Raw genomic sequence first — 20739 nt, 5'->3', positions numbered from 1 at the left:
TCTGAGTGGCGGGGGTCATCCCCGCTTCGGCGGCAGGCAGGAGGCCGCCGGCGGACGGCCCTCCGGCCAGGCGATCTGGACGAAGCGCTGTGAGCCGTCCTGGGCGAGCTCCACGATCGGGACCGCCTTGTTGTACGGGTTCCCGTAGTTGTCCAGGCAGATCCAGCCGCTCGCGCCCTGCACCCGCAGCGAGCCCTTGACCTGCGGCCACTGGGTGGCCACGTCGGCGAGTTCCGGGTAGCGGGAGCCCTGCGGGGTGGCCTGGCGGATCGCGTGGACGGCCGTCGCCATCGCGTCGTACGCCACGATCGCCTGGCCGTCCGTCAGCGTCACCGGGTTCCCCTTCGGGGCCGCCCTGGCGATGTCCTTCAGGAAGTCCCCGTACGCCTGCCCGGAACCGCCCGTGCGGGGAACGGTCCGCCCCGGCGCCGCCCTCCAGGCGTCGGGGTGGGCGAGCGCCGCGTACCGCACGGTCAGCTTCGCCTTCAGGGCCTTCCTGTCGAGCTTCTCGTCCGCGCCGAGGTACGAGCCCTCGTCGCCGCTCAGGACCGTGAAGGCGCGGTCGGCGCAGCCACGGGAGCCGAGCGCGTTGATGAACTGGCGCAGCTGGGTGTGGCGGCCCGCGAAGAACACCGTCTCGGCGCGGGTGTCGCAGATCAGATGGGTGATCTGGCGGAAGGTGTTGGCGGTGGTGCCCTCCTCGGTCGGGTCGGCGGGGGAGGTGAAGAGCGCCGGTTCGTGCGGCGCCCCCTTGAGGTTGGCGGCGAAGGCCGCCTTGAGGGTGTCGGTGTAGTGGTCGCCGGTCCTGGTGTCCTGGACGAGGAAGGCCTTGGCCGCGTCCACCTTGCCGAAGTGGGCGAGGGCCTTCGCCTCGTCGCTGTTGGTGGGGGAGACGCGGGCGAGGCCGGGGTAGCGGTTGTTCCCTGCGCCGGGGCCGTTGGCGATGTCGTCGGCGGTGATGGTGGTGCCGACGACGGCGATCCCCGCGCCGGTGAGGGTGGCCACCGACTCGCGTATCTCGGTGGAGGAGGTGGCGACGCCCGAGACGGCCCGCAGCCGGTCGGGGGCGCCCGTCAGGGCGGTGAGCCGGTCGACGGTGGCGCGCCAGTGGGCGTTGCCCTTGCCGGTGTTGGCGAGGGCGAGCCTGATCTTCGGGGTCTCGCTGTTGGACTGGTGGTTGGCGCGGTACTGGTAGGCGTAGGCGCCCTGGAGTTCGTGCAGCACCTTGGTGCGCATGCCGGCGTCGGTGGAGGTCAGCGGCAGGAGCACGGCGACGGTCACGTACTCGCCCTCCGTGAGGGTGGCGTTCTCCCTGCCGATGGCTCCGGCGATCTCCCTGAGGTCGGCGATGCCGAAGTCATGGCCGTCGCCGTTGACGCCGACGCATTCGTCGCTGCCCTCGGGACGCTCTACGCCCTTCGCGCAGGAACGGTCCTCCGGAGTGGTGAGCCGGGCGATCCCGTAGCCGCCGAGGCCCAGGACGACGGCGGCGGCGAGGACGGAGGCGACGAGCCTCTGGCGGGGGGTGCGGACGTGGCGCCGCAGCCGGTCGGTCAGACGGTCGGGCATGGCGTCAGACTCCGTCCTCGCGGCCCGGCGGCAGCGAGAGCTCCCGCCAGGCGCGGATGTCGCGCGGCCAGTGGGTGGCCGCGTCCCAGAGCGAACCGCTGCCCGTCAGATGACGGCCGGAGAGCCGGCGCAGTTCGTGCGCGAGGCGGTCGGCCGCCTCGTCGTCGGGCAGTGCGAGCGGATCCGTCAGCAGCCATACGGCGTGCAGCAACCGACGTACGGACAGGTGGAGTTCGGTGGCATCGGCGTCGAGCCCCGGGGGGAGTTCGCCCGGCGGGGCCTGCCCCAGGGCGACGGCCCGGCGCGGGTCGGGGCCGGTCCGGTCCCGCTCGCGCGGGTACGGCGCGGAGCCGATGAACCGCAGCCGCCCCAGCCAGCCCAGGACGTCCTGGTCGGGGAAGGTCTCCCGCAGATGGGTGACGGCGTCCTCGGTGCGGCCGAGCGCCAGGTCGTGATGGAGGCGGTACGGGCCGGGCTCGGGCCCGTAGTGCCGGTGCAGGGTCGCGTGGACGGCCTGCCAGGCCGCGTAGTGCGGGTGGTCGCCGTCCTCGAAGCGGAGCCGGTGCAGGAGCAGGGCGCGCAGCAGCGGGTCGGCGACGAAGTGCCCGGGGCCCTCCTGCCAGTCCTCCGAACGCAGCTGGTCACGGACGCGCAGCGCCACGTCCCCGTCCAGGGACTCGCCCTGGAGCCGGGCGTGGGCGAGCATCCGGGCGGAATCCTCGTCGTGGGCGGCGGCGAGCACGGCGTACGGGCCGGGCCGCCGCACCGGGAGGAGTTCGGCGAGCAGGGTCGGGGCGACGGGCACCGGCGGGGTGTCCTCGCGCAGTTCCACCGTCAGGTCGAGCAGCCGGCCGGGGGTGAGCCCGGCCCGCAGGTGCTCGGGTGCCTCGCCCGCGGCCCGGCCGAGGAGCGCCACGCCGAGCGGCCTTCCGCCGGTCAGCCGGTGTACCGCGCGGGCGAGTTCGGTGGGCGTGCGGCCCGCCGGGTCGTGGTGGTCGAAGGCGGAGCGGGTCTGCGCGGGGGAGAGCGGGGTCAGTTCGACGGCGAGGATCCCGGAACCGACGCTCGTGCCGCGCGGGCACGGCGCCCGGTGCGCGGTCTCCGGCAGCCGGGTCCTGGTCGCCTGCCGCAGCCCCTCGTGGTCGCGGACCCGGGAGGCGGCGAGGATGACGACGCGGTCGCGGCGGCCCTCGGCGCGGGCGCGCAGAATCGGTTCGACCAACTGGCGGCCGAGCGGCTCGTGGGCGTTGTCGAGGAGGACGAGCGGGCGGCCGATGCGGCCGCCGCGCCGCAGCCCGGTGTAGGGGTACAGCAGGTCCTCGGTCAGGGCGACGACGAGGAAGTCCTCCGCCTCGCGGCGGCGCCGGCCGCCCTGCTCGAAGTCGATCGCGAGCTGCTGCAGACCGGCCTTGCCGTTGCCGCCCGCGTTGCGGTAGGTGCCGTACCAGTTCTCCGAGCTGCGCTGGAGGCGGCTGAACACCTCCTCGAGGACGGTCTCCACGGTCGCCTCCGCGAGCAGCCCGGCGAGCGGGACGGCGGCCTCCGCGAACCGCGCGGCGAGCTTGGCGAGGACCTTGCCGACCCAGTTGGCGGCGGCGCCCCTGGTCGGGTCGACGGTGGAGAGCAGCGGACCGAGCCGCAGCAGATCGCGCCGGGCCCGCTCGTCGTCCTCCCGGGACCAGCTGAGCGAGGCGACGGCCACCAGGCCGAGCGAAAGGCGGGGGAACCGCACGGGCCGCGCGCCGAGCACCTTCGGCGACAGCTGGATCGCGAGCTCGGCGAGCGCCCCGGTGACCGGGGTCCAGCCGGGGCCGTGGTCGGCGGGCGGCTCGATGTGCGCGCAGTCGAGCAGCGCGAGCGGCGTGTACCCCTTGTAGCGGTTGCGGACCTCCTTGAGCAGGGCGGTCTTCCCCGTACCGCGTCCGCCGGTGAACACCGTGACCGGCGGGTCGTCGCCGTGCTCGAACGGCACCCGGGCGGCGCCGTGCCGGGTGAGGCCGCTGAGGCGCGCGACCAGCCCGGAGTCGTGCAGGACCGCCTCGCGGCCGTACAGCTCCCTGTCCACGCCCCGTCACCCCCGTCACAGTCAACACGAGGATATCGACGGGGTGTTGGTAAGCGTCCGACTTTTCGACACTGTCTTCGAGTCGTTGCGGATGTGTTGTCAGTCGGCGGTGATGGCGTCGAGCTGCGCCCGCAGGTAGCTGTGCGACTCGATGCCGTGGATCGTCGTCCCGGGCGTGCACTCGTAGAAGTACACCAGGGACATCAGCTCCTCGGCGGGCGCGTCGGCCGGCGGCGGCAGCACCCGGTGGCGCCCCGAACGCCAGCGCCCGCCGGTCCAACCGGCCATGAGGTCACCGATGTTGACAGTGAAGGCGTCGGGATCGTACGGAGCGTCCTGCCAGCCGCCGCTGTCGGTGAAGACCTGGAGCCCGCCCTTGCCCGCCTCCCTGTCCAGGAGCGTGACCGTGCCGAAGTCGGTGTGCGGCCCGATCCGGAACTGGCCCGGCTCCGGCTCACCCGTCCGCTCCCGCCCCGGGTACCAGTTGATGTTGAAGCCGAAGGTGGGGTGCCCGGTGTGCCGGGTGAAGAAGTCCCGCTCCTCGCCGAGCGCCTCGCCGAGCAGGCCGAGGACGTGGTCGGCGAGCGCCTTCATCTGCGCGAGGTAGGTCTCGACGAGGGGCCGCAGCTCGGGCGTCTCGGCGGGCCAGGTGTTCGGCAGGAACCACTCGGCGTCCACGGCCGGGTCTCCGGTCCGCTCGTCCGCCGCGAAGGACAGCGACTCCTTCAGGTCCGGCGGGGTCACGGTCCCCTCCGCGTACCCGTTGGCCTCGGCCCCTGGCCCGAGCCAGCCACGGCCGCCGACCCGCACGGCGTACGGCTCCTTGACGGCGGGCGGCAGGTGGAAGAAGGCGCGGGCCGTCTCCCGGATGGTGGCCCGCAGACCGGGATCGACACCGTGCCCGGTGACGAGCAGGAACCCGGCGTCGCGCAGCGCGCGGTCGACGGCGGGGAGCTGGGGGCCGGGGTCGAGACGGAGGTCGATAACGGGAAGGCGGGCTTCACTCATGACCGATGTCCTCGTTCCAGAGGGAGGGGTGCCGGGTGATGAACTCCCGCATGAGCGCCACGCATTCGGGGTCGTCGAGCACCACGACCTCGACCCCGTGCTCGGCCAGCCAGTCGTGCCCGCCGTGGAAGGTCTCCGCCTCCCCGACGACGACCCGAGAGATCCCGAACTGCCGGACGAGCCCGGAGCAGTACCAGCACGGCGAGAGGGTGGTGACCATGGTCGTCCCCCGGTACGAGCGCTGCCGCCCGGCGGCCCGGAAGGCGGCGGTCTCCCCGTGCGCGGAAGGATCCCCGTCCTGCACGCGCCGATTGCGCCCCCGCCCGAGCAGCGAGCCGTCGGCCCCGTAGAGCGCGGCCCCGATGGGAATCCCACCTTCGGCGAGCCCGGCCCGGGCTTCGGCCAGGGCGGTGTCGAGCCAGCGCCGTGCGACTTCTTCGTCCATACCGCGATGTCTTCCCCGGCGGCCCGGGGACATCACACCTGCTCGGCTCCGCGCGGTCGGCGCCGTCCCGCCTCCTGCTGGATACGCTGACCGGGGCACCCCTTGGAGGACATGGTGACGACACAACCTGAACACACCGGAGAGCTCATCCCGCGCCCCGAGCAGACTCCCTCCGCCCTGCGAGCAGCCCTGGCGGTGGTCGCTCCGGAACGGTTGCCCGAGATGGACGCCAGCCAGCGTGCTGCCGTGACGGAGGCCATCGAGCAGAGCGATATCACCCCGCTGCGCATGTTCCTGATCCAGTGGGCCGCCGTCATCGAGATCGAACGCTTCCCCGACACGGCCCGCGAACTGCGCCGCGCCGAGTACCTGGCCCGGATCGCGGAGGACGCGGAGGAGAGCCGTCGGTACGTGCGGACGGCGGGAGACATCATCCGTGCGGCGCACAGGGCGGTGGGCGGGTGAGCTGGAGGTGGGAGTACGACCCCAGCGAGGAGTACGTGATCGGAGGCGCGCCGCCGGCGTTCGTCGCCGAGTGGAGAAGAGGGCCGATGAGCTGGTCAGGGCTGCGGAAGCCCTCTACCTCGACGGCTCCTCGTTCGAGGGGGAGAACCCGAGGAGCGAACACGTGCGGGTACCCGGCGGGATGTTCGTCTTCCTTCTCGTACCGCGCTATGAGTGCGGATACGTCCTCCAGGTGACCTACCTCTGAGAGGCGGCCCCCTCCCCCGCCAGGCCCTCGGTGACGGCGGTCGCGAGCCACTGGCGGGCGGTGTCCTTGCTGAGGCGCTCGTCCATGCCGGGATCTCTTCCCCGGCATGGGGCCTCACCTCGGGTGTGCCGTTCTACCCGTTCAGCGTCGGGTGGCCGCGTCGTTCGTCGTGGCCCGGAGGTACGTAGCGGAGCCGGCCGCGCTCGTCGGGCACCCGGGTGAAACCGGCCGCCTCCAGCCGGATCGCGCCCGCGCGCAGCACCCGCATGCCCCATACGTACAGGAGCGCCCCAAAGATGGCGGTAACCGCCAAGAAGGCGCCGCCGATGGTGAGGATGGCGTCCCGGTCGTCACCGAACTCGATCCCGAGCTCCAGGGCGCCGATGACGAGGGCCAGGCCGGCTGACGCCCAGATCCACTTCGAGGTAAGCCTCCTCCGCTCGACGTCAAACAGCATCCGGGCCTTGAAGAGCGCGAACGTCTCGGGGTCGGGCACCGGCAGCGGTCCGCCCTCGCTCGCCCGGGGGTACCGTCTCCGATTCTCGGCGGCCCGCTCCTGCGCCTGTGGACGCGGGTCCGGCAGCAGGAACAGAGTGAGCTTCCCTTCCGACTGTTTCAGGTCGGCGTACTCGTAGCCGAACTCCTCGGCGAGAAGGGCGAGTCGGACGGCCCGCCCGTACGCCAGGCCGCCGGTGTCGAGTGAGACCGGCTCCCCCTCCGCCATCAGTCGCAGCAACTTCCGCTCTGTCTTCTTCCGGCCCACGGTTCCCCCTCGCGATCGGATCTCCTGCTCGCTCTCACACAAGAACACGCACGCGAGGTTCCGTCGAGTGATCGATTGCTGCCGGGTTTCGATGTGGCCGATCCCGTCGCACCCGCCGCGCCCGTCGCGCCCCGAGACGGACGGCGGCCGACCCGCCCACGTCGGGGGCGTTGCGTCACCCCTCTGTTGAGGGGGTGCCGGTCCCAGCGGTGGGGGTCACGTAGGAGCCCTTGCCGCGCACGGTGATCACGAGTCCCCGGTCCCGGAGTTCCTGGGTGGCGCGCCGGGCGGTGAGCCGGGCGACGCCGTACTCCTCGGCAAGACGGTTCTCAGAGGGGATGGGGCGGTCGGGGGCGAGAGCGCCGGAGGCGATCTGCTTGCCGATGATCTCGGCCAGCTGGACGTAGAGCGGGGTGGCGCTCTGCGGGTCCAGGGGACCGTCTGGCGTGGAGTTATCGCTCATGTGTCCAACATAGAGCGGTGCGCATCTACACGATGGGGTGGATCTCTCTCTACTTGTATACAGAGGACTATGAGGAAGCTAGGTTTTCGGGCAAGCAAAGACCCCGGCGACCGCTGGCACCGGCCCCGGGGCATGGCCACCAACTATCAACGGAGTTGATGACGTGCGGAACCCTATCGCGCGCCTGCTGGGGAGGGTCCTGATCCCCGTACTGCTCGGGCTGCTCATGCTGAGCCTGCCGCCCACCGGGCGGCACCGGCCCCGTCCGGTCACCCACCCCCGGCCGGCGGCCCGGCGGCAGGCGCCGCGGCACCGTGCACCCGCACGGCGGTCGCCCTATGCCCAGGAGCAGACGGCGCCGCTCGACGGGTCCCGGTCGCCTCTGGAGCGGCCCTACCTGACGGCCGCCTCGGCTCGGGCCGCACAGCGCAGGCGGCGGCGGGCGTTGTGGTTGGCCACGGTGGGGGTGGACGTCGACCAGCGCGACATCCATGCCGGGGTCACCCGATGAGCCGGTGCGGGGCGCGGCGATCCGTATTCGACGTCGCCGAGGCGGTGCGGCCGGTGTGGGGCGGCTCTGTCTGCGTGCTCGCCGTGGCGCACGACGGTCCGCACCGGGACCGCGCGGGTGACGGCTGGTGGGTGACGCCGGAGATCGCGGACGCCGTGACCGTATCCCTGCTGGCGGGCGCCCTGGTCGAGCCCGAGCCGGAGTTCACGTCACCGCGCTGCGTCATGGGCCGCCACGACCGCTGCCGTGACCACGTCCACCGCGACAGCGGCGTACAAGGCGTTCGCTATCTCGTGTGCGGGTGCCTCTGCCATGTGGGGCCGCCTACCCTGTCCTGACGCCCCGCACGAGCAGAGTCCCCGTTCGCCGACCCTCCGGGGGTGGGATCACCTCTGCTGTCACGTCTGTGAACCCGGCCTGCCGGAGGATCTCCGTCCAGCGGCCGGGCTCGTAGTCCCAGCGCTTCACGTACAGGGGTTCCGCGCCCTTCTCCGGCGGCTGCATCTGGGAGGCCTGCGGGCCGTAGCAGCCGCTCAGGGCCGGGGGGTTGTGGGAGAACGCGTAGATCCCGCCGGGTTTCAGGCTCGCTCGGACCAGGGGCAGCAACTCGGCGGGATCGGTGAACCAGGCGGCTCCGAAGACCGAGCAGACGGCCGCGAACTCGGCAGAGGAGGTCGCGAGGAACTCCTCGGCCGGCTGCTGGCGTACATCGAGGTGTGGCCAGCGTTCACGCGCCTTGGTCACCTGGACGGGCGAGACGTCCACGCCGACCGCGTCGGCCCCCCGCGCCACCAGGTGAGCGAGGTTTCCGCCGCTGCCACAGCCCAGGTCCAGGACCGGCATGCCGGAAAGGTCGCCGAGGATCTTCTCGTCGGGCCCGTGGTCGGGCCACTGCGTCCAGTTGAACCACGTCGCCGCTCCGGTCGCGTTCGCCTCCTTGCGTCCCGGCCTGGCCGCGCCCCATACGTCCCATGCCCAGACGTCCTGCTCGCGCACCCTCGTCCCTCCCGAGCTGAGAGCCCGCCCGCCGACCCGAGGGTCGAGGGGCGGGCGGTGTTGGCGTGACTACTTCTTGCCGCCCACGGGGCTGTCCGTGCAGCCGGCGTGGCACTGCGTGCAGTCAGCGGAGTCCGGCCACAGCTCCAGGTCCACGTCGAAGCCTGCCGCACGAATGGCGGCCACGGTGCGATTTCGGGCCACCTCGGGCCCGCCCGTCTCGGCGGCGTCGGGGAGGCCGGGATGGTGGCGACGCCGTCCGGGTGCCTGACGCGGCAGCTGTCAGTCCACTTCGTACGGGAACCGTGCCAGCGGTGTCTCGTTCTCGAAGAACGTCTTCGCGTGGAGCATCGCGCGTTCGTCGGCGCGGACCCGGCCCGGGCGGGAGCCCGTTCCCGTCAGGACGCCGCCGAAACGCATGCGGAGGTACGCCGCCGAGAGGCTGAGGGTGGTCGTCATGCCGCCAGCGACGGTGTGGTCGTCGTTGGCCATGACCGTCACGCCCCACAGCGTCCGGCCCGCCATCCGTCGCGCGAAGTCCGAGTCGGGCGCGACCAGCCAGCCCGACCAGTAGTCGAGGTAACGCTTGGTCTGGGCGGACAGGTTGTACCAGTACAGCGGCGAGGCTATGACGATGTCCGTGGCCTCCAGGGTGGCCTGGCGCAGCAGCTCCTCGTTCTCGTTCGCCGGCCAGCCGGCCGTCTCGTGGCGGCCGTCCTGGAAGTCCGGCAGGGCGAGCTGGTTCAGGTCGATCCAGCGCTGGGGGACGTGCGAAGGCAGTTGCGCCGCTGCCGCGCGCGCGAGGATCTCCGTGTTGCCGTCCGGGCGCGAGCTGCCGAGGACGAAGAGGAACGAGCGGTCCGGGCCGATCTCCGGCCGCTTCGCGTCGACTGTCGTGTCGAGGGTGGTCATGTCTGCTCCGGCGTTAGGGGTGTTCCGGTGCCAACTAGCGTGCGCGCGCGGGTATTCCGCGACCCATCGGTTTCGCCGATCGCCCCCATCGGCAGGACGCCCCACTGGCTCGTGGACCCGGCCCGGGCCCGCTCGTAGCGTCGTCCGCATGAGAAACGACATGAGGAACGACATCCGGAACGAAACGCGCGGCACCGTCGAACTCACCCTCGCCATGGTGCTCTCCGGCACCCTCGGCGTCTTCGTCGTCGAGTCCGGGGCCTCGCCCTTCGAGGTGGTGTTCTTCCGGTGCCTCTTCGGGGCCCTCGCACTCGGGGCGTACAGCCTCGTCCGGGGGTTCTTCACCGGGCACGGGTTCACCCCCAAGAAGCTCGGACTCGCCGCGCTCGGCGGCGTGTTCATCGTCTTCAACTGGGTGTTCCTCTTCGAGGCCTACGAGGTCAGCTCCATCTCCCTCGCCACCGTCGTCTACCACACCCAGCCGTTCTTCCTCGTGCTCCTCGGGGCGGTGTTCATGAGGGAGCGGATCTCCGTGGGGAAGCTCGGCTGGCTCGCGCTCGCCTTCCTCGGGCTCGTGCTCGTCTCCGGCGTACGGCCCGGGGAGACCGCCTCCCTCAAGGGGCTCGGGTTCGCGCTCGCCGCCGCCGTTCTCTACGCCCTCGCGACCTTCGTCACCAAGCGGATCACCGGCATACGGCCCCACCTCGTCGCCCTCGTGCAGGTGCTCGTCGGGCTGCCGCTGCTGCTGCCCTTCGCCGACTTCGGCGCCGCCGCCGGGCTCGGCAGCGGCTGGCTGTGGCTCGTGGGGCTCGGGCTGGTCCACACCGGGCTCATGTACGTGCTCATGTACGCGGCCTACGCCAAGCTGCCCACCGCGAAGATCGCCGTCCTCGCCTTCACGTACCCGGCCGTCGCCATGGGCGTCGACTGGGCCGTGTACGGGCACCACATCGGGCTCGTCCAGGCGCTCGGCGTCCCGCTGATCGTCCTCGCCAGCCTCAAGGTCACCCTCGCTGCTCGGACACCAGCCGCCGCGCCTGCTCCACGAACAGCCGGACATGCGCCGGAAGCCGCTTCCCCCGCCGCCACGCGAGCTGTGTGAAGAGGGTGAACGGGGCCTCCCAGTCCAGTTCCACGAGTGCCCCGGTCGCCAGCTCCCCGGAGACGGCGACCCTCGGCAGCAGCGCCACCCCGAGGCCCGCCGCCACCCCGCGCTTGGTCGCCTCGATCGTGCCGAACTCCATGAACGGCGGCGCCCACTCCCGCAGCTCCGCCTCGAACAGGTCCCGGTACGGGCAGCCGGGCTCCGTGCCCACCAGTTGCGCCCCGGCCAGGTCCGCGGCCGTCAGGGCCGTACGCCCGACCAGGGGATGCCCGGGACCGGCCACCAGGACCAGCGGCTCCGGCGCGAGGACCTCCGACTCCAGGCCCTCGTGCTCGGTGTCCGGCTCCATCAGGAAGCCGACGTCGTACGTGCCCTGCCGCAGCGCCTGCCGGGTCTCGTCGCCGAGTGTCGGCCGCAGGGTGAGCCGGACTCCCGGGTAGCGGTGGTGGAAGTACTCCAGGAGCGGCGGCAGCCGGTAGGAGGTGAGGGACTCCATCGTGCCCACCGCGATCGTTCCCGAGGGGTCGCCCGCGTCAACCACCGCCGTACGGGCCTCCTCCGCGAGCTCCGCCATCCGGCGGGCGTACGGCAGGAGGCGTTCACCCGCCTCCGTGAGCCGGATGCGGCTGCCGAGCCGCTCGAACAGCTCCACCCCCAGCGAGGACTCCAGGGAGCGGATCTGGCCGGTGACGCTGGACTGCGCGTAGCCGAGGTCGGCCGCCGCCCGGGTGAACGAGAGGACGTCCGCGACCTTCTCGAACGTCGCCAGGAGCCGTAGCTCCATCAGGACCCGGACCTCTCGCCGCGCTCCGGTCGCATCAGCTCTCGGTGTCCTTGTCGCCGTCCTTCTCGCGCTTCTTCAGTTCCTCCTCGCGGCGGCGCAGGTCCGCCTCCCAGTCCTTGAGGACGGCCTCGTCCTTGTCGTTCTCGTCCTTGAGGGACTTCAGGAACTCGGGGTTGTCGTCGGGGGCGACCCATTCGGTGCGGTGGTTGCGGTGCCATTCGGAAGGCGTACGGCCGACGGCCGGTGCACGGCGCATCTTGCCCGCGGCGAACCAGACGATCGGGCCGACGATCCAGAACAGCAGGATGATGATGACCCAGACGACCTTCGGCAGGTGCTTGGCCTCGTCCTCGGGGGTGTTCAGACAGTCGATGAACGCGTAGATCGTCAGCGCCAGCGGCAGGATGTACATCAGCGCCCTGAGCATGTGGGACAGCCCCCTGGAAGCAATGGCGGGGTTCGTTTCGAAGGCCCCGGTGACAGGTCAAGCCTAGCCCGTGACCGATACTTGGCCCTATGGCTTACGACGATCTCCGCTCGCTGCTCAGGGCCCTCGAGCGCGAAGGCGACCTCAAGCGCATCAAGGCCGAAGTCGACCCGTACCTGGAGGTCGGGGAGATCGTCGACCGGGTGAACAAGGCGGGAGGCCCGGCGCTCCTCTTCGAGAACGTCAAGGGCTCCTCGATGCCGCTCGCCATGAACGTCTTCGGGACGGACCGCCGGCTGCTCAAGGCGCTGGGCCTCACGTCGTACGCGGACATCAGCGACAAGATCGGCGGGCTGCTGAAGCCCGAGCTGCCGCAGGGCTTCATCGGTGTCCGCGAGGCCTTCGGCAAGCTGGGCTCGATGGTCCACGTGCCGCCGAAGAAGGTGAAGGACGCTCCTGTCCAGGAGGTCGTGTTCACCGGGGACGACGTCGACCTGGACATGCTGCCCGCGCTCTTCACCTGGCCCAAGGACGGCGGCTCCTTCTTCAACCTCGGGCTCACGCACACCAAGCACCCCGAGACCGGTGTCCGGAACCTCGGCCTCTACCGGCTCCAGCGGCACGACAAGCGCACCATCGGCATGCACTGGCAGATCCACAAGGACAGCCGGAACCACTACGCCGTCGCCGCCGCGAAGGGCGAGCGGCTGCCCGTCGCCATCGCCTTCGGCTGCCCGCCCGCCGTCACGTACGCCTCCACCGCCCCGCTGCCCGGCGACATCGACGAGTACCTCTTCGCCGGCTTCGTGCAGGGCAAGCGGATCGAGATGGTCGACTGCAAGACCGTCCCGCTCCAGGTCCCGGCGAACGCCGAGGTCGTCATCGAGGGCTGGCTGGAGCCCGGCGAGATGCTGCCGGAGGGTCCCTTCGGCGACCACACCGGCTTCTACACGCCCCAGGAGCCCTTCCCCGCGCTGAAGATCGACTGCGTGACCATGCGGAAGCGTCCGCTGCTCCAGTCGATCGTCGTCGGCCGGCCGCCGACCGAGGACGGGCCGCTCGGGCGGGCCACGGAGCGGTTCTTCCTGCCACTGCTCAAGATCATCGTGCCGGACATCGTCGACTACCACCTGCCGGAGTCGGGCGGCTTCCACAACTGCGCGATCGTCTCGATCGACAAGAAGTACCCGAAGCACGCGCAGAAGGTCATGCACGCCATCTGGGGCGCGCACATGATGTCGCTGACCAAGCTGATCATCGTGGTCGACAAGGACTGCGACGTCCACGACCTCCACGAGGTGTCCTGGCGGGCGCTCGGCAACACCGACTACTCCCGCGACCTCACCGTCGTCGAGGGTCCCGTCGACCACCTGGACCACGCCTCCTACCAGCAGTTCTGGGGCGGCAAGGCCGGTATCGACGCCACGAAGAAGCTGCCCGAGGAGGGCTACACCCGGGACGGCGGCTGGCCGGACATGGTCGAGTCGGACCCGGCGACGGCCGCCCTCGTGGACCGGCGCTGGAAGGAGTACGGACTGTGACCACCGCGGCCGTCCCCGGCGCCCAGCCGGGACGCACCAAGGCCTTCCTGCGGCTGGTGATGATCGAGCACTCGGTCTTCGCGCTGCCCTTCGCGTACATCGCGGCCCTGACCGCCATGTACCAGGTGGACCGGGACATCCACTGGTGGACGCTCTTCCTCGTCACCGTCTGCATGGTGGGTCTCCGGACCTTCGCCATGGCCTGCAACCGGATCATCGACCGCGAGATCGACGCGCGTAACCCGCGCACCGCCGGACGCGAGCTGGTGACCGGAGCCGTGTCCGTACGGTCGGCATGGACCGGGGCCGGGATCGCCGTCGTCGTCTTCCTCGGCGCCGCGGCCCTGCTGAACCCGCTCTGTCTGGCGCTCGCGCCGCTCGCCGTCATCCCGATGGTCGTCTACCCGTACGGCAAGCGGTTCACGAACTTCCCGCACGCGATCCTCGGGCTCGCCCAGGCCATAGGGCCCATCGGCGCATGGCTCGCGGTGACCGGCGAGTGGTCCTGGGACGCGGTCATCCTGGGTCTCGCCGTCGGCATCTGGATCGGCGGCTTCGACCTGATCTTCGCCTGCCAGGACGTGCAGGCGGACCGGGCCGAGGGCGTCATGTCGGTGCCGGCGCGCTTCGGCGTCCCGGCCGCGCTGTGGGGTGCCCGCGGCTCCGCCGTCGTCACCACGGGGCTGCTCGTCTGGTACGCCCTGGTGACAGACGCGGGCCTGTTCTTCTGGGCCGGCCTCGTGATCGTGGTGGCCGCGTTCTGCTACGAGCACTCGATCGTGAAGCCGCACGACCTGTCCCGCCTGAACCGGGCGTTCTTCACGACGAACGGTTTCATCGGGATCAGCCTCTTCGTGTGCGCCCTCCTCGACCTGCTGGTCCGCGGGCTCACCCCGTAGGCCCCGGCCCGATGACGGATAGGCTCGACGGCATGAACGACGGCAAGCGCATCCCCTGGATCGTGGGGGTCTCCGGGGCGTCGGGCACGCCGTACGCCGCCGCCGTGCTGAGGGGGCTGCTCGACGCGGGGGAGAGCGTCGACCTCGTCGTGTCGCGGGCCTCGCGGCTCACGCTGCTCGACGAGACGGGGATCTCCTTCCGGGACGCCCACTGGCGCGAGGACCTGACGGCCTGGCTGGCGCGGGGCGCCGACGGGAAGCCGGACACGTTCGCGGTCGACGTGAGCGGGGTGCGGTACTGGGCGGCCGGGGACCTGGCCGCGGGGCCGTCCTCCGGCTCGTACCCGGCGAAGGGGATGCTGGTGGTGCCGGCCTCGACCGCGGCGGTGGCGGGAGTGGCACTGGGGCTTTCGAAGGACCTGCTGCAGCGGGTCGCGAGCGTGACGCTGAAGGAGCGGCGGCCGCTGGTCGTCGCGGTGCGGGAGACCCCGCTGAACGGTCAGACGCTCAAGCACATGGTCGCGCTGGACGAGGCGGGCGCAGTGGTGCTGCCCGCCTCTCCGGCGTTCTACGCGGGGGCGACGCACATCCAGGATCTGGTGGACTTCGTCGCCGGGCGGGTGCTCGACGCGGCGGGAGTGCCGCACCGGCTGTACCGCCGTTGGGAGGGAGAGCTCGGTGGAGCGACCCCCCGGTCGGGTTAGGGCTTCGGATCAGGCCCCATGCGGTCTGATCAGCGCTTCTTGGCGTGCTTCTTGGCGGCGCGCTTCGAGGCGGCGGTCGGCTGGTGGGCACGCGAGCGGTTGGCCAGCTCCTGGAGCTCACGCATACGGGCGTAGGCCATCTCGATCGTGTACACGGTGAACACCACTCCTGAAAGATCGTCTTTGATCTGCTGAAAGATTCACAGGGCGTTGACCCCTGTGTACCTTAGATTCTATACCCAAACTCGCGGTATCGCTGGACAATGGAAGGCTTCATACCTATGGACGCCGTGGACAGGCAGCTCATCCAGGCTCTGCGCGAGAACGGTCGTGCCTCGTACGCCGAGCTCGGCCGGCTCGTCGGGCTCTCCGGCCCCTCCGTCACCGACCGCATCAACCGCCTTGAGGCCGCCGGGGTCATCACCGGCTACCGCGCCACCGTCGACGCCGCCTCGCTCGGCCTCGGCGTCACCGCCCTCATCGGCATCTCCCTCTCCGACGCCGCCGACCACGAGGACGTGGCCCGCCGTCTCAAGGACCTCGCCGAGATCGAGGACTGCTGGTTCATCGCGGGCGACGACTCCTTCATGCTCAAGGTGCGCGCGAACGACGTCGACGGCCTGGAGAAGACGATCCGCCGGCTCTCCGGCACCAAGGGCGTCTCCCGCACCCGCACCACGATCGTGCTCTCCACGAAGTGGGAGAACCGGGTCGGAGAGCTGCCCGAGGAAGGGTGACGGATCGGCTGAGAGTACGGTGGGGAAGCCTGATCGCGGAGGAAAGGGAGGCGGCCGGAGATGACTGCATCCATTAAAGATGTAGGGCTCAAGCGCGAGCTTGAACAGAAGGTCCGGGACGGTGAGCGGCTGAGCCGTGAGGACGGCATCGCCCTGTACGAGTCCGACGACCTCGCCTGGCTCGGCGGTCTGGCCCACGAGGTCAGGACCCGCAAGAACGGCGACGTGGTCCACTTCAATGTCAACCGGCATCTGAACATGACCAACGTCTGCACCGCCTCCTGCGCCTACTGCTCCTTCCAGCGCAAGCCGGGCGAGAAGGACGCGTACACCATGCGCATCGAGGAGGCCGTGCGCCTCGCGAAGGCCATGGAGAACGAGAACCTCACCGAGCTGCACATCGTCAACGGGCTGCACCCCAACCTGCCCTGGCGCTACTACCCGCGCTCCCTCTCCGAGCTCAAGAAGGCCCTGCCGAACGTCTCGCTGAAGGCCTTCACCGCCACCGAGATCCACCACTTCGAGACGATCTCCGGGATGTCCGCGTCGGACATCCTCGACGAGCTCATCGACGCCGGTCTCGAATCGCTGACCGGCGGCGGCGCCGAGATCTTCGACTGGGAGGTCCGGCAGCACATCGTGGACCACCGCACCCACTGGGAGGACTGGTCCCGGATCCACCGGCTCGCCCACGAGAAGGGGCTCAAGACCCCCTCGACCATGCTGTACGGGCACATCGAGGAGCCCCGGCACCGCGTCGACCACGTGCTGCGGCTGCGTGAGCTCCAGGACGAGACGGGCGGCTTCCAGGTCTTCATCCCGCTGCGCTACCAGCACGACTTCGTCGACATGCAGGACGGCAAGATCCGCAACAAGCTCCAGGCGCGCACCACGATGGCGACCGGTGCCGAGGCCCTGAAGACCTTCGCGGTCTCCCGGCTGCTCTTCGACAACGTGCCGCACGTCAAGGTCTTCTGGGTCATGCACGGCGTCCAGACCGCGCAGCTCGCGCTGCAGCACGGCGCCGACGACATGGACGGCTCGGTCGTCGAGTACAAGATCACGCACGACGCCGACAACTACGGCACGCCGAACAAGCTGGGCCGCGAGGACCTGCTCGAACTGATCAGGGACGCGGGTTTCCGCCCGGTCGAGCGGAACACCCGGTACGAGATCATCCGCGAGTACCCGGGTCCGGACGCGGACCGGCGCGAGTCGCCGCAGGCGATGCGGGTCTGAGTTCCCCGTGCGACGAAGGGCCGGCGGGATGTCCCGCCGGCCCTTCGTCACGCGTGCCTCACGTCTCCGTGCGCTCCACCGGGATCCACAGTTCCGCCCGCGCCGTCGTCCAGTCCGCCGAGGGCCGGACGCCCAGCAGCTCGGGGCCGGGGCGGCTCTCGTACGGGTTGGACGGGAACCACTGGGTGAAGACGTCCCGCCACAGGTACTGGATCGCCTGCGGCAACGGGCCCTCGTTCTCGAAGACCGCCCAGGTGCCGGCGGGCACGTCGAGTGCGTCGAACCCGTCCGGTACGTCCGCGCCGCTGACGACCCCGTGCCAGTAGTCGAGTTCGGCGCCCTCCTCCCGGCTCTCCGAGAGGTGGGTGACCGCCGAGACGACGCCCTGCGGCTGCCCGTCCGAGAGGAGGGCGAGCCGGTCGAGGGCCTCCTGGCCGATGGACCGGATGTGGGCGGCGATCGCCGGGTTCTCGCCCTCGTGGACGAGGGGCACCCTGGCCCCGCGCCCGATGACCCGGAAGGCTTCCTTCTCCACGACCCTGTACCGCATGGTGCTGTTCCCTTCGACGACGAGGCGGAAGGACATCCGTGGCTGGGAGCGCAGCTCCGCGCCCGTGCGGCGGGCCTCGCCGGGGCCGACGCCGTGTACCGCGCGGAACGCGCGGGCGAAGGCCTCGCCGGAGCCGTACCCGTACCGGACCGCGATCTCCAGGAGCGACCGGTCGCCGGCGAGGACCTCGGCGCCGGCGACGGTGAGCCGCCTGCGCCGTACGTACTCCGACAGGGGCATCCCCGCCAGCGCCGAGAACAGGCGCCGGAAGTGGTACTCCGAGGTCATGGTGATCCGGGCGAGTTCGGCCGCTTCGAGGTCGCCGCGGAGGCGTTCCTCGATGTGGTCCAGGGCCTGGTTGAGCCGCTCCAGCATGGGTGCGTCCTTCCTCTTGCGTGCTTCACCGTAGGAAGGGCGGAGCCTGCGGGACCCGACATCCTGTGCCCGGTCGGGTCGGGTCCGGTCGGGTCCAGTCGGGTCCGGTCCGGTCCGGTCCGGCCGGGTCAGTTCAGGGGCAGCAGCATGATGATGTCGTCGCGGTCGTCGCCGGGGGCGACCCGGATGGCGTCGGGGACGCGGCCGACCTCCTTGTACCCGGAGCGGGCGTAGAACCGGTCGACGCCGGTGCCGCCCCGGCAGGTCAGCCTGATCGCCTCGATCGCCTCGAAGCCCGCTGCGGTACGGGCGGTGTGCTCGACGGCCGCCATCAGGTCGCCGCCGTACCCCTTGCCCTGGTGCCGGGGGTGGACCATCACCGTGTAGAGCCACACCCAGTGCGTCATCAGCGGGTGGGTGTTGAAGGTGAAGAACGCGGTGGCGGCGACCTCGCCGTCCTCGTCGCGGCCGACGAGCAGGCGGGTGTCGCCCCGTTCCATCGCCACCAGGTGCTTGAGCAGGGCGGGGCGGATCTCGTCGGGGGTGACGGGCGGGACGAAGCCGACCGCGCCGCCTGCGTTGGAGACGTCGGCCCAGAGGGAGAGCACGCCGTCGCGCAGGGCGGGGCCGACCGTCGGGTCCACCTCAAACGTAAGGGTCATAGGGGTAGCTTAGATATTACTTACGCGGTGCTCAAGGGCCCGGTCCCGGGAGGTTCGTGCCGCCGTGCTTCACTGGGTGGGCGCTTGTCCCGTAAGGGGCCTTGGGTACTTTTCGGAACGTCGGAACGAAAGAGTGGGCCTGACATGCTCCGCTACACGCTGATGCGTCTCGGTGTCTTCGCCGGATGCTTCCTCGCCCTGTGGGGTCTCGTCTACGTCGGTGCGCTGCCGCGCGGCCTCGGCGACTCGAACCTGCTCTGGGTCCTCGTGCTCTCCATCGTCGTCTCCGCCCCGCTGAGCTTCGTCCTCCTGCGCAAGGTGCGGGACGAGGCGAGTGCCGCCGTCGTCGCGAAGGTCGACCGCGCCAAGGGGCGGCTGGCCGAGAACCGGTCCCAGGAAGACGCGCTCTAAGTCTGCCGAAACCCTGTCGGCGCCGTGTAGGGGCTGTGTAAGGGCTGCGTAAGGTTCGTCACAGATCATCACCCCGGACGGGAGCTTCCCAGGCTCCCGCCTGGGGTTTTCTGCGTTTCGGAGGCGCAGGGCCGTCTCCGCACCTCAAAGAAGGGCTTTGAGGTTCTCAAAGTTCAAGTGTTAACGTATCCGCCATGACGACAGCAGTGCGCCCCTTCGACGCCGCGAGCACCCCGCTCGTGGCGCGCCTGCACGTCGATCTCTGCCGCTGTATGTCCGCGGTCTGTTGCCGCGTGCTCTGATCCCGGCATCATGCAGCGGCCCGCGCTCGCAGCGCGTGTGTGCCGCACCCCCGTCCTCGTATTGCCCGATACGCACCTGTGGAGTGTGTCTGTGTCCGCGTCCGCGCCCGCTTCCGCGCCCGAGAACGAGACCAAGCCCTCGTCCCGGATACCCAAGGTCCCCTTCTGGGCCCAGATCATCGCCGGTCTCGTCCTCGGCGCGCTGCTCGGCTGGATAGCCCGCAGCCAGGACGTCTCCTGGCTCAAGGAGACCCTGGGTCAGGTCGGCGACATCTTCGTCCAGCTGCTCAAGCTGGCCGTCGCCCCGCTCGTCTTCTTCGCGATCCTGGTCTCGATCACCAACCTGCGGAAGGTGAACAACGCCGCCAGGCTCGCCACCCGCACGCTGCTCTGGTTCATGATCACCTCGCTGATCGCGGTCGCCATCGGCCTCGTCATCGGCCTGGTCACCAACCCGGGCGCCGGCACCGGCCTCACCCCGCAGGACGGCAAGCTGCCGAAGCGCGAGGGCTCCTGGATCGACTTCCTGACCGGCATCATCCCGTCGGACGTCATCACGCCCTTCACCGAGCTGAACGTTCTCCAGATCGTCTTCATGGCCGCCGTCGCCGGCATCGCCGCCCTCAAGCTCGGCGACAGGGCCAAGCCGATCCTCACCCTCTCCGAGTCGATCCTGGAGCTCCTCCAGAAGGCGCTGTGGTGGGTCATCCGCCTCGCCCCGCTCGGCACCGTCGGCCTCATCGGCTTCGCCATCGCCGACTACGGCTGGGACCTGATCGGCAAGTACGCGACCTTCACCGCCGACGTCTACATCGGCTCCGCCCTGGTCATGTTCGGCGTCTACCCGCTGCTGCTCGCCACGGTCGCCAAGGTCAACCCGATCCAGTTCTACAAGGGCGCCTGGCCGGCCATCCAGCTGGCCTTCGTCTCCCGCTCCTCGGTCGGCACCATGCCGGTCACCCAGAAGGTCACCGAGCGCCTCGGCGTCCCGAAGGAGTACGCCTCCTTCGCCGTCCCGTTCGGCGCCACCACCAAGATGGACGGCTGCGCCGCGATCTACCCGGCGCTCGCCGCGATCTTCATCGCGCAGATCTTCGACGTGCAGCTCGGCATCGGCGACTACCTCCTGATCGCCTTCGTCTCCGTCATCGGCTCGGCGGCCACCGCCGGCCTGACCGGCGCGACGGTCATGCTGACCCTGACCCTCTCCACCCTGGGCCTCCCCCTGGAGGGCGTCGGCCTGCTCATGGCGATCGACCCGATCCTCGACATGGTGCGGACGGCCACGAACGTGGCAGGTCAGGCGCTGGTCCCGGTGATCGTCTCCGCCCGCGAGAAGATCCTCGACCTCACCGCGTACGAGAACGCCTCGGCGTCCCCGATCGACGACCTGGCCGGCAGCCGTGAGGCCGAGCCGAAGGTCGCCGTCGCGGCCTGACGCGTCCGCCGCGGCCCACGGTTCGCGTGCCCCCTGCCCCCCGGCAGGGGGCACGCGCGTTCTCCCGGGGCGGCCGGCGGGGCAAGGAGAGGGGCGGGGCCTCAGGAAATGCGGGCGCCGG

25 protein-coding genes are annotated in these 20739 nt (G+C 70.6%); 12 read left to right on the top strand and 13 right to left on the bottom strand.

Going from position 1 to position 20739, the window contains the following annotated elements:
- Positions 1 to 15: 15 nt before the first annotated feature.
- The 4 genes from ACIA8N_RS26490 to ACIA8N_RS26475 form a co-directional block, all read right to left on the bottom strand.
- Entirely contained in the window at positions 16 to 1569 is a 1554-nt protein-coding gene (locus ACIA8N_RS26490; protein WP_365778287.1) for a hypothetical protein, read from the bottom strand.
- Positions 1570 to 1573: 4 nt separating this feature from the next.
- On the bottom strand, positions 1574 to 3634 hold the full coding sequence (locus tag ACIA8N_RS26485) for a hypothetical protein (protein ID WP_365778289.1): 2061 nt from the start codon (positions 3632 to 3634) through the stop codon (positions 1574 to 1576).
- Positions 3635 to 3733: 99 nt separating this feature from the next.
- Positions 3734 to 4642: a 2-oxoglutarate and iron-dependent oxygenase domain-containing protein gene (locus ACIA8N_RS26480; protein ID WP_365778291.1), complete on the bottom strand. Its 909-nt coding sequence runs from the start codon at positions 4640 to 4642 to the stop codon at positions 3734 to 3736.
- The gene (locus ACIA8N_RS26475) at positions 4635 to 5087 is read right to left on the bottom strand and encodes a nucleoside deaminase (RefSeq protein WP_365778293.1); all 453 of its coding nucleotides are present in this window, start codon (positions 5085 to 5087) and stop codon (positions 4635 to 4637) included. The genes ACIA8N_RS26480 and ACIA8N_RS26475 overlap by 8 nt, the downstream gene beginning before the upstream one ends.
- 114 nt (positions 5088 to 5201) lie before the next feature.
- Between ACIA8N_RS26475 and ACIA8N_RS26470 the strand changes: the two genes are divergently transcribed.
- Positions 5202 to 5552 (top strand): hypothetical protein, encoded by a 351-nt coding sequence (locus tag ACIA8N_RS26470; protein WP_365778295.1) that lies wholly within the window; start codon positions 5202 to 5204, stop codon positions 5550 to 5552.
- A 70-nt stretch (positions 5553 to 5622) separates the two neighbouring features.
- Positions 5623 to 5799, top strand: a complete 177-nt coding sequence (locus ACIA8N_RS26465; RefSeq protein WP_365778297.1) for a hypothetical protein — start codon at positions 5623 to 5625, stop codon at positions 5797 to 5799.
- Positions 5800 to 5932: 133 nt separating this feature from the next.
- Here ACIA8N_RS26465 and ACIA8N_RS26460 read toward each other — a convergent pair whose 3' ends face one another.
- Together ACIA8N_RS26460 and ACIA8N_RS26455 are read right to left on the bottom strand one after the other, a co-directional pair.
- Positions 5933 to 6535, bottom strand: a complete 603-nt coding sequence (locus ACIA8N_RS26460; protein ID WP_365778299.1) for a hypothetical protein — start codon at positions 6533 to 6535, stop codon at positions 5933 to 5935.
- Positions 6536 to 6737: 202 nt separating this feature from the next.
- Positions 6738 to 7025: a GntR family transcriptional regulator gene (locus tag ACIA8N_RS26455; RefSeq protein WP_365778301.1), complete on the bottom strand. Its 288-nt coding sequence runs from the start codon at positions 7023 to 7025 to the stop codon at positions 6738 to 6740.
- 163 nt (positions 7026 to 7188) lie between these two features.
- Here ACIA8N_RS26455 and ACIA8N_RS26450 point away from each other — a divergent pair, with 163 nt between their 5' ends.
- Both ACIA8N_RS26450 and ACIA8N_RS26445 read left to right on the top strand, forming a co-directional pair.
- Positions 7189 to 7536, top strand: coding sequence for a hypothetical protein (locus ACIA8N_RS26450; protein ID WP_365778303.1), 348 nt, complete (start codon positions 7189 to 7191; stop codon positions 7534 to 7536).
- A complete protein-coding gene (locus tag ACIA8N_RS26445; protein ID WP_365778305.1) occupies positions 7533 to 7874 on the top strand; it encodes a hypothetical protein in 342 nt (113 codons plus the stop codon). Before ACIA8N_RS26450 ends, ACIA8N_RS26445 begins: the two co-directional genes overlap by 4 nt.
- Here ACIA8N_RS26445 and ACIA8N_RS26440 read toward each other — a convergent pair.
- Together ACIA8N_RS26440 and ACIA8N_RS26435 are read right to left on the bottom strand one after the other, a co-directional pair.
- Positions 7861 to 8532 carry a class I SAM-dependent methyltransferase gene (locus ACIA8N_RS26440; RefSeq protein WP_365778307.1) on the bottom strand — a complete coding sequence of 224 codons (672 nt, stop codon included), beginning with the start codon at positions 8530 to 8532 and terminating at the stop codon, positions 7861 to 7863. The genes ACIA8N_RS26445 and ACIA8N_RS26440 overlap by 14 nt on opposite strands.
- A 282-nt stretch (positions 8533 to 8814) precedes the next feature.
- Positions 8815 to 9444, bottom strand: coding sequence for an NAD(P)H-dependent oxidoreductase (locus ACIA8N_RS26435; RefSeq protein ID WP_365778309.1), 630 nt, complete (start codon positions 9442 to 9444; stop codon positions 8815 to 8817).
- A 148-nt stretch (positions 9445 to 9592) separates the two neighbouring features.
- Between ACIA8N_RS26435 and ACIA8N_RS26430 the strand changes: the two genes are divergently transcribed.
- A complete protein-coding gene (locus ACIA8N_RS26430) occupies positions 9593 to 10546 on the top strand; it encodes a DMT family transporter (RefSeq protein ID WP_365778311.1) in 954 nt (317 codons plus the stop codon).
- Here the strand turns inward: ACIA8N_RS26430 and ACIA8N_RS26425 are convergent.
- Positions 10449 to 11333: a LysR family transcriptional regulator gene (locus ACIA8N_RS26425; protein ID WP_365778313.1), complete on the bottom strand. Its 885-nt coding sequence runs from the start codon at positions 11331 to 11333 to the stop codon at positions 10449 to 10451. The genes ACIA8N_RS26430 and ACIA8N_RS26425 overlap by 98 nt on opposite strands.
- A 34-nt stretch (positions 11334 to 11367) precedes the next feature.
- On the bottom strand, positions 11368 to 11760 hold the full coding sequence (locus ACIA8N_RS26420; RefSeq protein WP_365778315.1) for a PLD nuclease N-terminal domain-containing protein: 393 nt from the start codon (positions 11758 to 11760) through the stop codon (positions 11368 to 11370).
- Positions 11761 to 11849: 89 nt separating this feature from the next.
- Between ACIA8N_RS26420 and ACIA8N_RS26415 the strand changes: the two genes are divergently transcribed.
- From ACIA8N_RS26415 to ACIA8N_RS26405, 3 genes are read left to right on the top strand one after another with little or no spacing between them, the layout of a single operon-like run.
- Complete coding sequence (locus tag ACIA8N_RS26415; RefSeq protein ID WP_365778317.1) at positions 11850 to 13301, top strand: menaquinone biosynthesis decarboxylase; 1452 nt, start codon at positions 11850 to 11852, stop codon at positions 13299 to 13301.
- Positions 13298 to 14200: a menaquinone biosynthesis prenyltransferase MqnP gene (gene mqnP, locus ACIA8N_RS26410; RefSeq protein ID WP_365778318.1), complete on the top strand. Its 903-nt coding sequence runs from the start codon at positions 13298 to 13300 to the stop codon at positions 14198 to 14200. The genes ACIA8N_RS26415 and mqnP overlap by 4 nt, the downstream gene beginning before the upstream one ends.
- Positions 14201 to 14232: 32 nt before the next feature.
- Complete coding sequence (locus ACIA8N_RS26405; protein WP_365778320.1) at positions 14233 to 14904, top strand: UbiX family flavin prenyltransferase; 672 nt, start codon at positions 14233 to 14235, stop codon at positions 14902 to 14904.
- Between the two features lie 29 nt (positions 14905 to 14933).
- Here ACIA8N_RS26405 and ACIA8N_RS26400 read toward each other — a convergent pair whose 3' ends face one another.
- Positions 14934 to 15071: a hypothetical protein gene (locus tag ACIA8N_RS26400; RefSeq protein WP_169749498.1), complete on the bottom strand. Its 138-nt coding sequence runs from the start codon at positions 15069 to 15071 to the stop codon at positions 14934 to 14936.
- A gap of 114 nt (positions 15072 to 15185) precedes the next feature.
- Here ACIA8N_RS26400 and ACIA8N_RS26395 point away from each other — a divergent pair, with 114 nt between their 5' ends.
- Together ACIA8N_RS26395 and mqnE are read left to right on the top strand one after the other, a co-directional pair.
- Complete coding sequence (locus tag ACIA8N_RS26395; protein WP_017241016.1) at positions 15186 to 15641, top strand: Lrp/AsnC family transcriptional regulator; 456 nt, start codon at positions 15186 to 15188, stop codon at positions 15639 to 15641.
- 60 nt (positions 15642 to 15701) lie between these two features.
- Complete coding sequence (mqnE, locus tag ACIA8N_RS26390; RefSeq protein WP_365778323.1) at positions 15702 to 16880, top strand: aminofutalosine synthase MqnE; 1179 nt, start codon at positions 15702 to 15704, stop codon at positions 16878 to 16880.
- 58 nt (positions 16881 to 16938) lie between these two features.
- On the opposite strand, the gene ACIA8N_RS26385 is transcribed toward mqnE, so the two are convergent.
- Both ACIA8N_RS26385 and ACIA8N_RS26380 read right to left on the bottom strand, forming a co-directional pair.
- Positions 16939 to 17805, bottom strand: coding sequence for an AraC family transcriptional regulator (locus ACIA8N_RS26385; RefSeq protein WP_365778325.1), 867 nt, complete (start codon positions 17803 to 17805; stop codon positions 16939 to 16941).
- Positions 17806 to 17933: 128 nt separating this feature from the next.
- Positions 17934 to 18467 (bottom strand): GNAT family N-acetyltransferase, encoded by a 534-nt coding sequence (locus ACIA8N_RS26380; protein ID WP_365778327.1) that lies wholly within the window; start codon positions 18465 to 18467, stop codon positions 17934 to 17936.
- 144 nt (positions 18468 to 18611) lie between these two features.
- On the opposite strand from ACIA8N_RS26380, the gene ACIA8N_RS26375 reads away from it, so the two are divergent.
- Both ACIA8N_RS26375 and ACIA8N_RS26370 read left to right on the top strand, forming a co-directional pair.
- The gene (locus ACIA8N_RS26375) at positions 18612 to 18878 is read left to right on the top strand and encodes a DUF4229 domain-containing protein (protein WP_030217133.1); all 267 of its coding nucleotides are present in this window, start codon (positions 18612 to 18614) and stop codon (positions 18876 to 18878) included.
- Positions 18879 to 19271: 393 nt separating this feature from the next.
- Positions 19272 to 20618, top strand: coding sequence for a dicarboxylate/amino acid:cation symporter (locus tag ACIA8N_RS26370; RefSeq protein ID WP_365778329.1), 1347 nt, complete (start codon positions 19272 to 19274; stop codon positions 20616 to 20618).
- Positions 20619 to 20739 lie beyond the last annotated feature (121 nt).

Source organism: Streptomyces sp. NPDC051822, assembly GCF_044452745.1.
In the GTDB taxonomy this organism is placed as follows: Bacteria; Actinomycetota; Actinomycetes; order Streptomycetales; family Streptomycetaceae; genus Streptomyces.
Note: the sequence above shows the minus strand (reverse complement) of the source record. Positions and strands in the feature narration are given on the sequence as shown.

What these genes read in the sequence shown, in the direction of transcription:
- ACIA8N_RS26425 (WP_365778313.1), bottom strand. Translation starts at nt 11,333, where the DNA reads ATGGAGCTACGGCTCCTGGCGACGTTCGAGAAGGTCGCGGACGTCCTC.
- ACIA8N_RS26490 (WP_365778287.1), bottom strand. Translation starts at nt 1,569, where the DNA reads ATGCCCGACCGTCTGACCGACCGGCTGCGGCGCCACGTCCGCACCCCC.
- ACIA8N_RS26405 (WP_365778320.1), top strand. Translation starts at nt 14,233, where the DNA reads ATGAACGACGGCAAGCGCATCCCCTGGATCGTGGGGGTCTCCGGGGCG.
- mqnE (WP_365778323.1), top strand. Translation starts at nt 15,702, where the DNA reads ATGACTGCATCCATTAAAGATGTAGGGCTCAAGCGCGAGCTTGAACAG.
- ACIA8N_RS26435 (WP_365778309.1), bottom strand. Translation starts at nt 9,444, where the DNA reads ATGACCACCCTCGACACGACAGTCGACGCGAAGCGGCCGGAGATCGGC.
- ACIA8N_RS26375 (WP_030217133.1), top strand. Translation starts at nt 18,612, where the DNA reads ATGCTCCGCTACACGCTGATGCGTCTCGGTGTCTTCGCCGGATGCTTC.
- ACIA8N_RS26455 (WP_365778301.1), bottom strand. Translation starts at nt 7,025, where the DNA reads ATGAGCGATAACTCCACGCCAGACGGTCCCCTGGACCCGCAGAGCGCC.
- ACIA8N_RS26430 (WP_365778311.1), top strand. Translation starts at nt 9,593, where the DNA reads ATGAGAAACGACATGAGGAACGACATCCGGAACGAAACGCGCGGCACC.
- ACIA8N_RS26445 (WP_365778305.1), top strand. Translation starts at nt 7,533, where the DNA reads ATGAGCCGGTGCGGGGCGCGGCGATCCGTATTCGACGTCGCCGAGGCG.
- ACIA8N_RS26475 (WP_365778293.1), bottom strand. Translation starts at nt 5,087, where the DNA reads ATGGACGAAGAAGTCGCACGGCGCTGGCTCGACACCGCCCTGGCCGAA.
- ACIA8N_RS26480 (WP_365778291.1), bottom strand. Translation starts at nt 4,642, where the DNA reads ATGAGTGAAGCCCGCCTTCCCGTTATCGACCTCCGTCTCGACCCCGGC.
- ACIA8N_RS26415 (WP_365778317.1), top strand. Translation starts at nt 11,850, where the DNA reads ATGGCTTACGACGATCTCCGCTCGCTGCTCAGGGCCCTCGAGCGCGAA.
- ACIA8N_RS26395 (WP_017241016.1), top strand. Translation starts at nt 15,186, where the DNA reads ATGGACGCCGTGGACAGGCAGCTCATCCAGGCTCTGCGCGAGAACGGT.
- ACIA8N_RS26420 (WP_365778315.1), bottom strand. Translation starts at nt 11,760, where the DNA reads ATGCTCAGGGCGCTGATGTACATCCTGCCGCTGGCGCTGACGATCTAC.
- ACIA8N_RS26380 (WP_365778327.1), bottom strand. Translation starts at nt 18,467, where the DNA reads ATGACCCTTACGTTTGAGGTGGACCCGACGGTCGGCCCCGCCCTGCGC.
- ACIA8N_RS26385 (WP_365778325.1), bottom strand. Translation starts at nt 17,805, where the DNA reads ATGCTGGAGCGGCTCAACCAGGCCCTGGACCACATCGAGGAACGCCTC.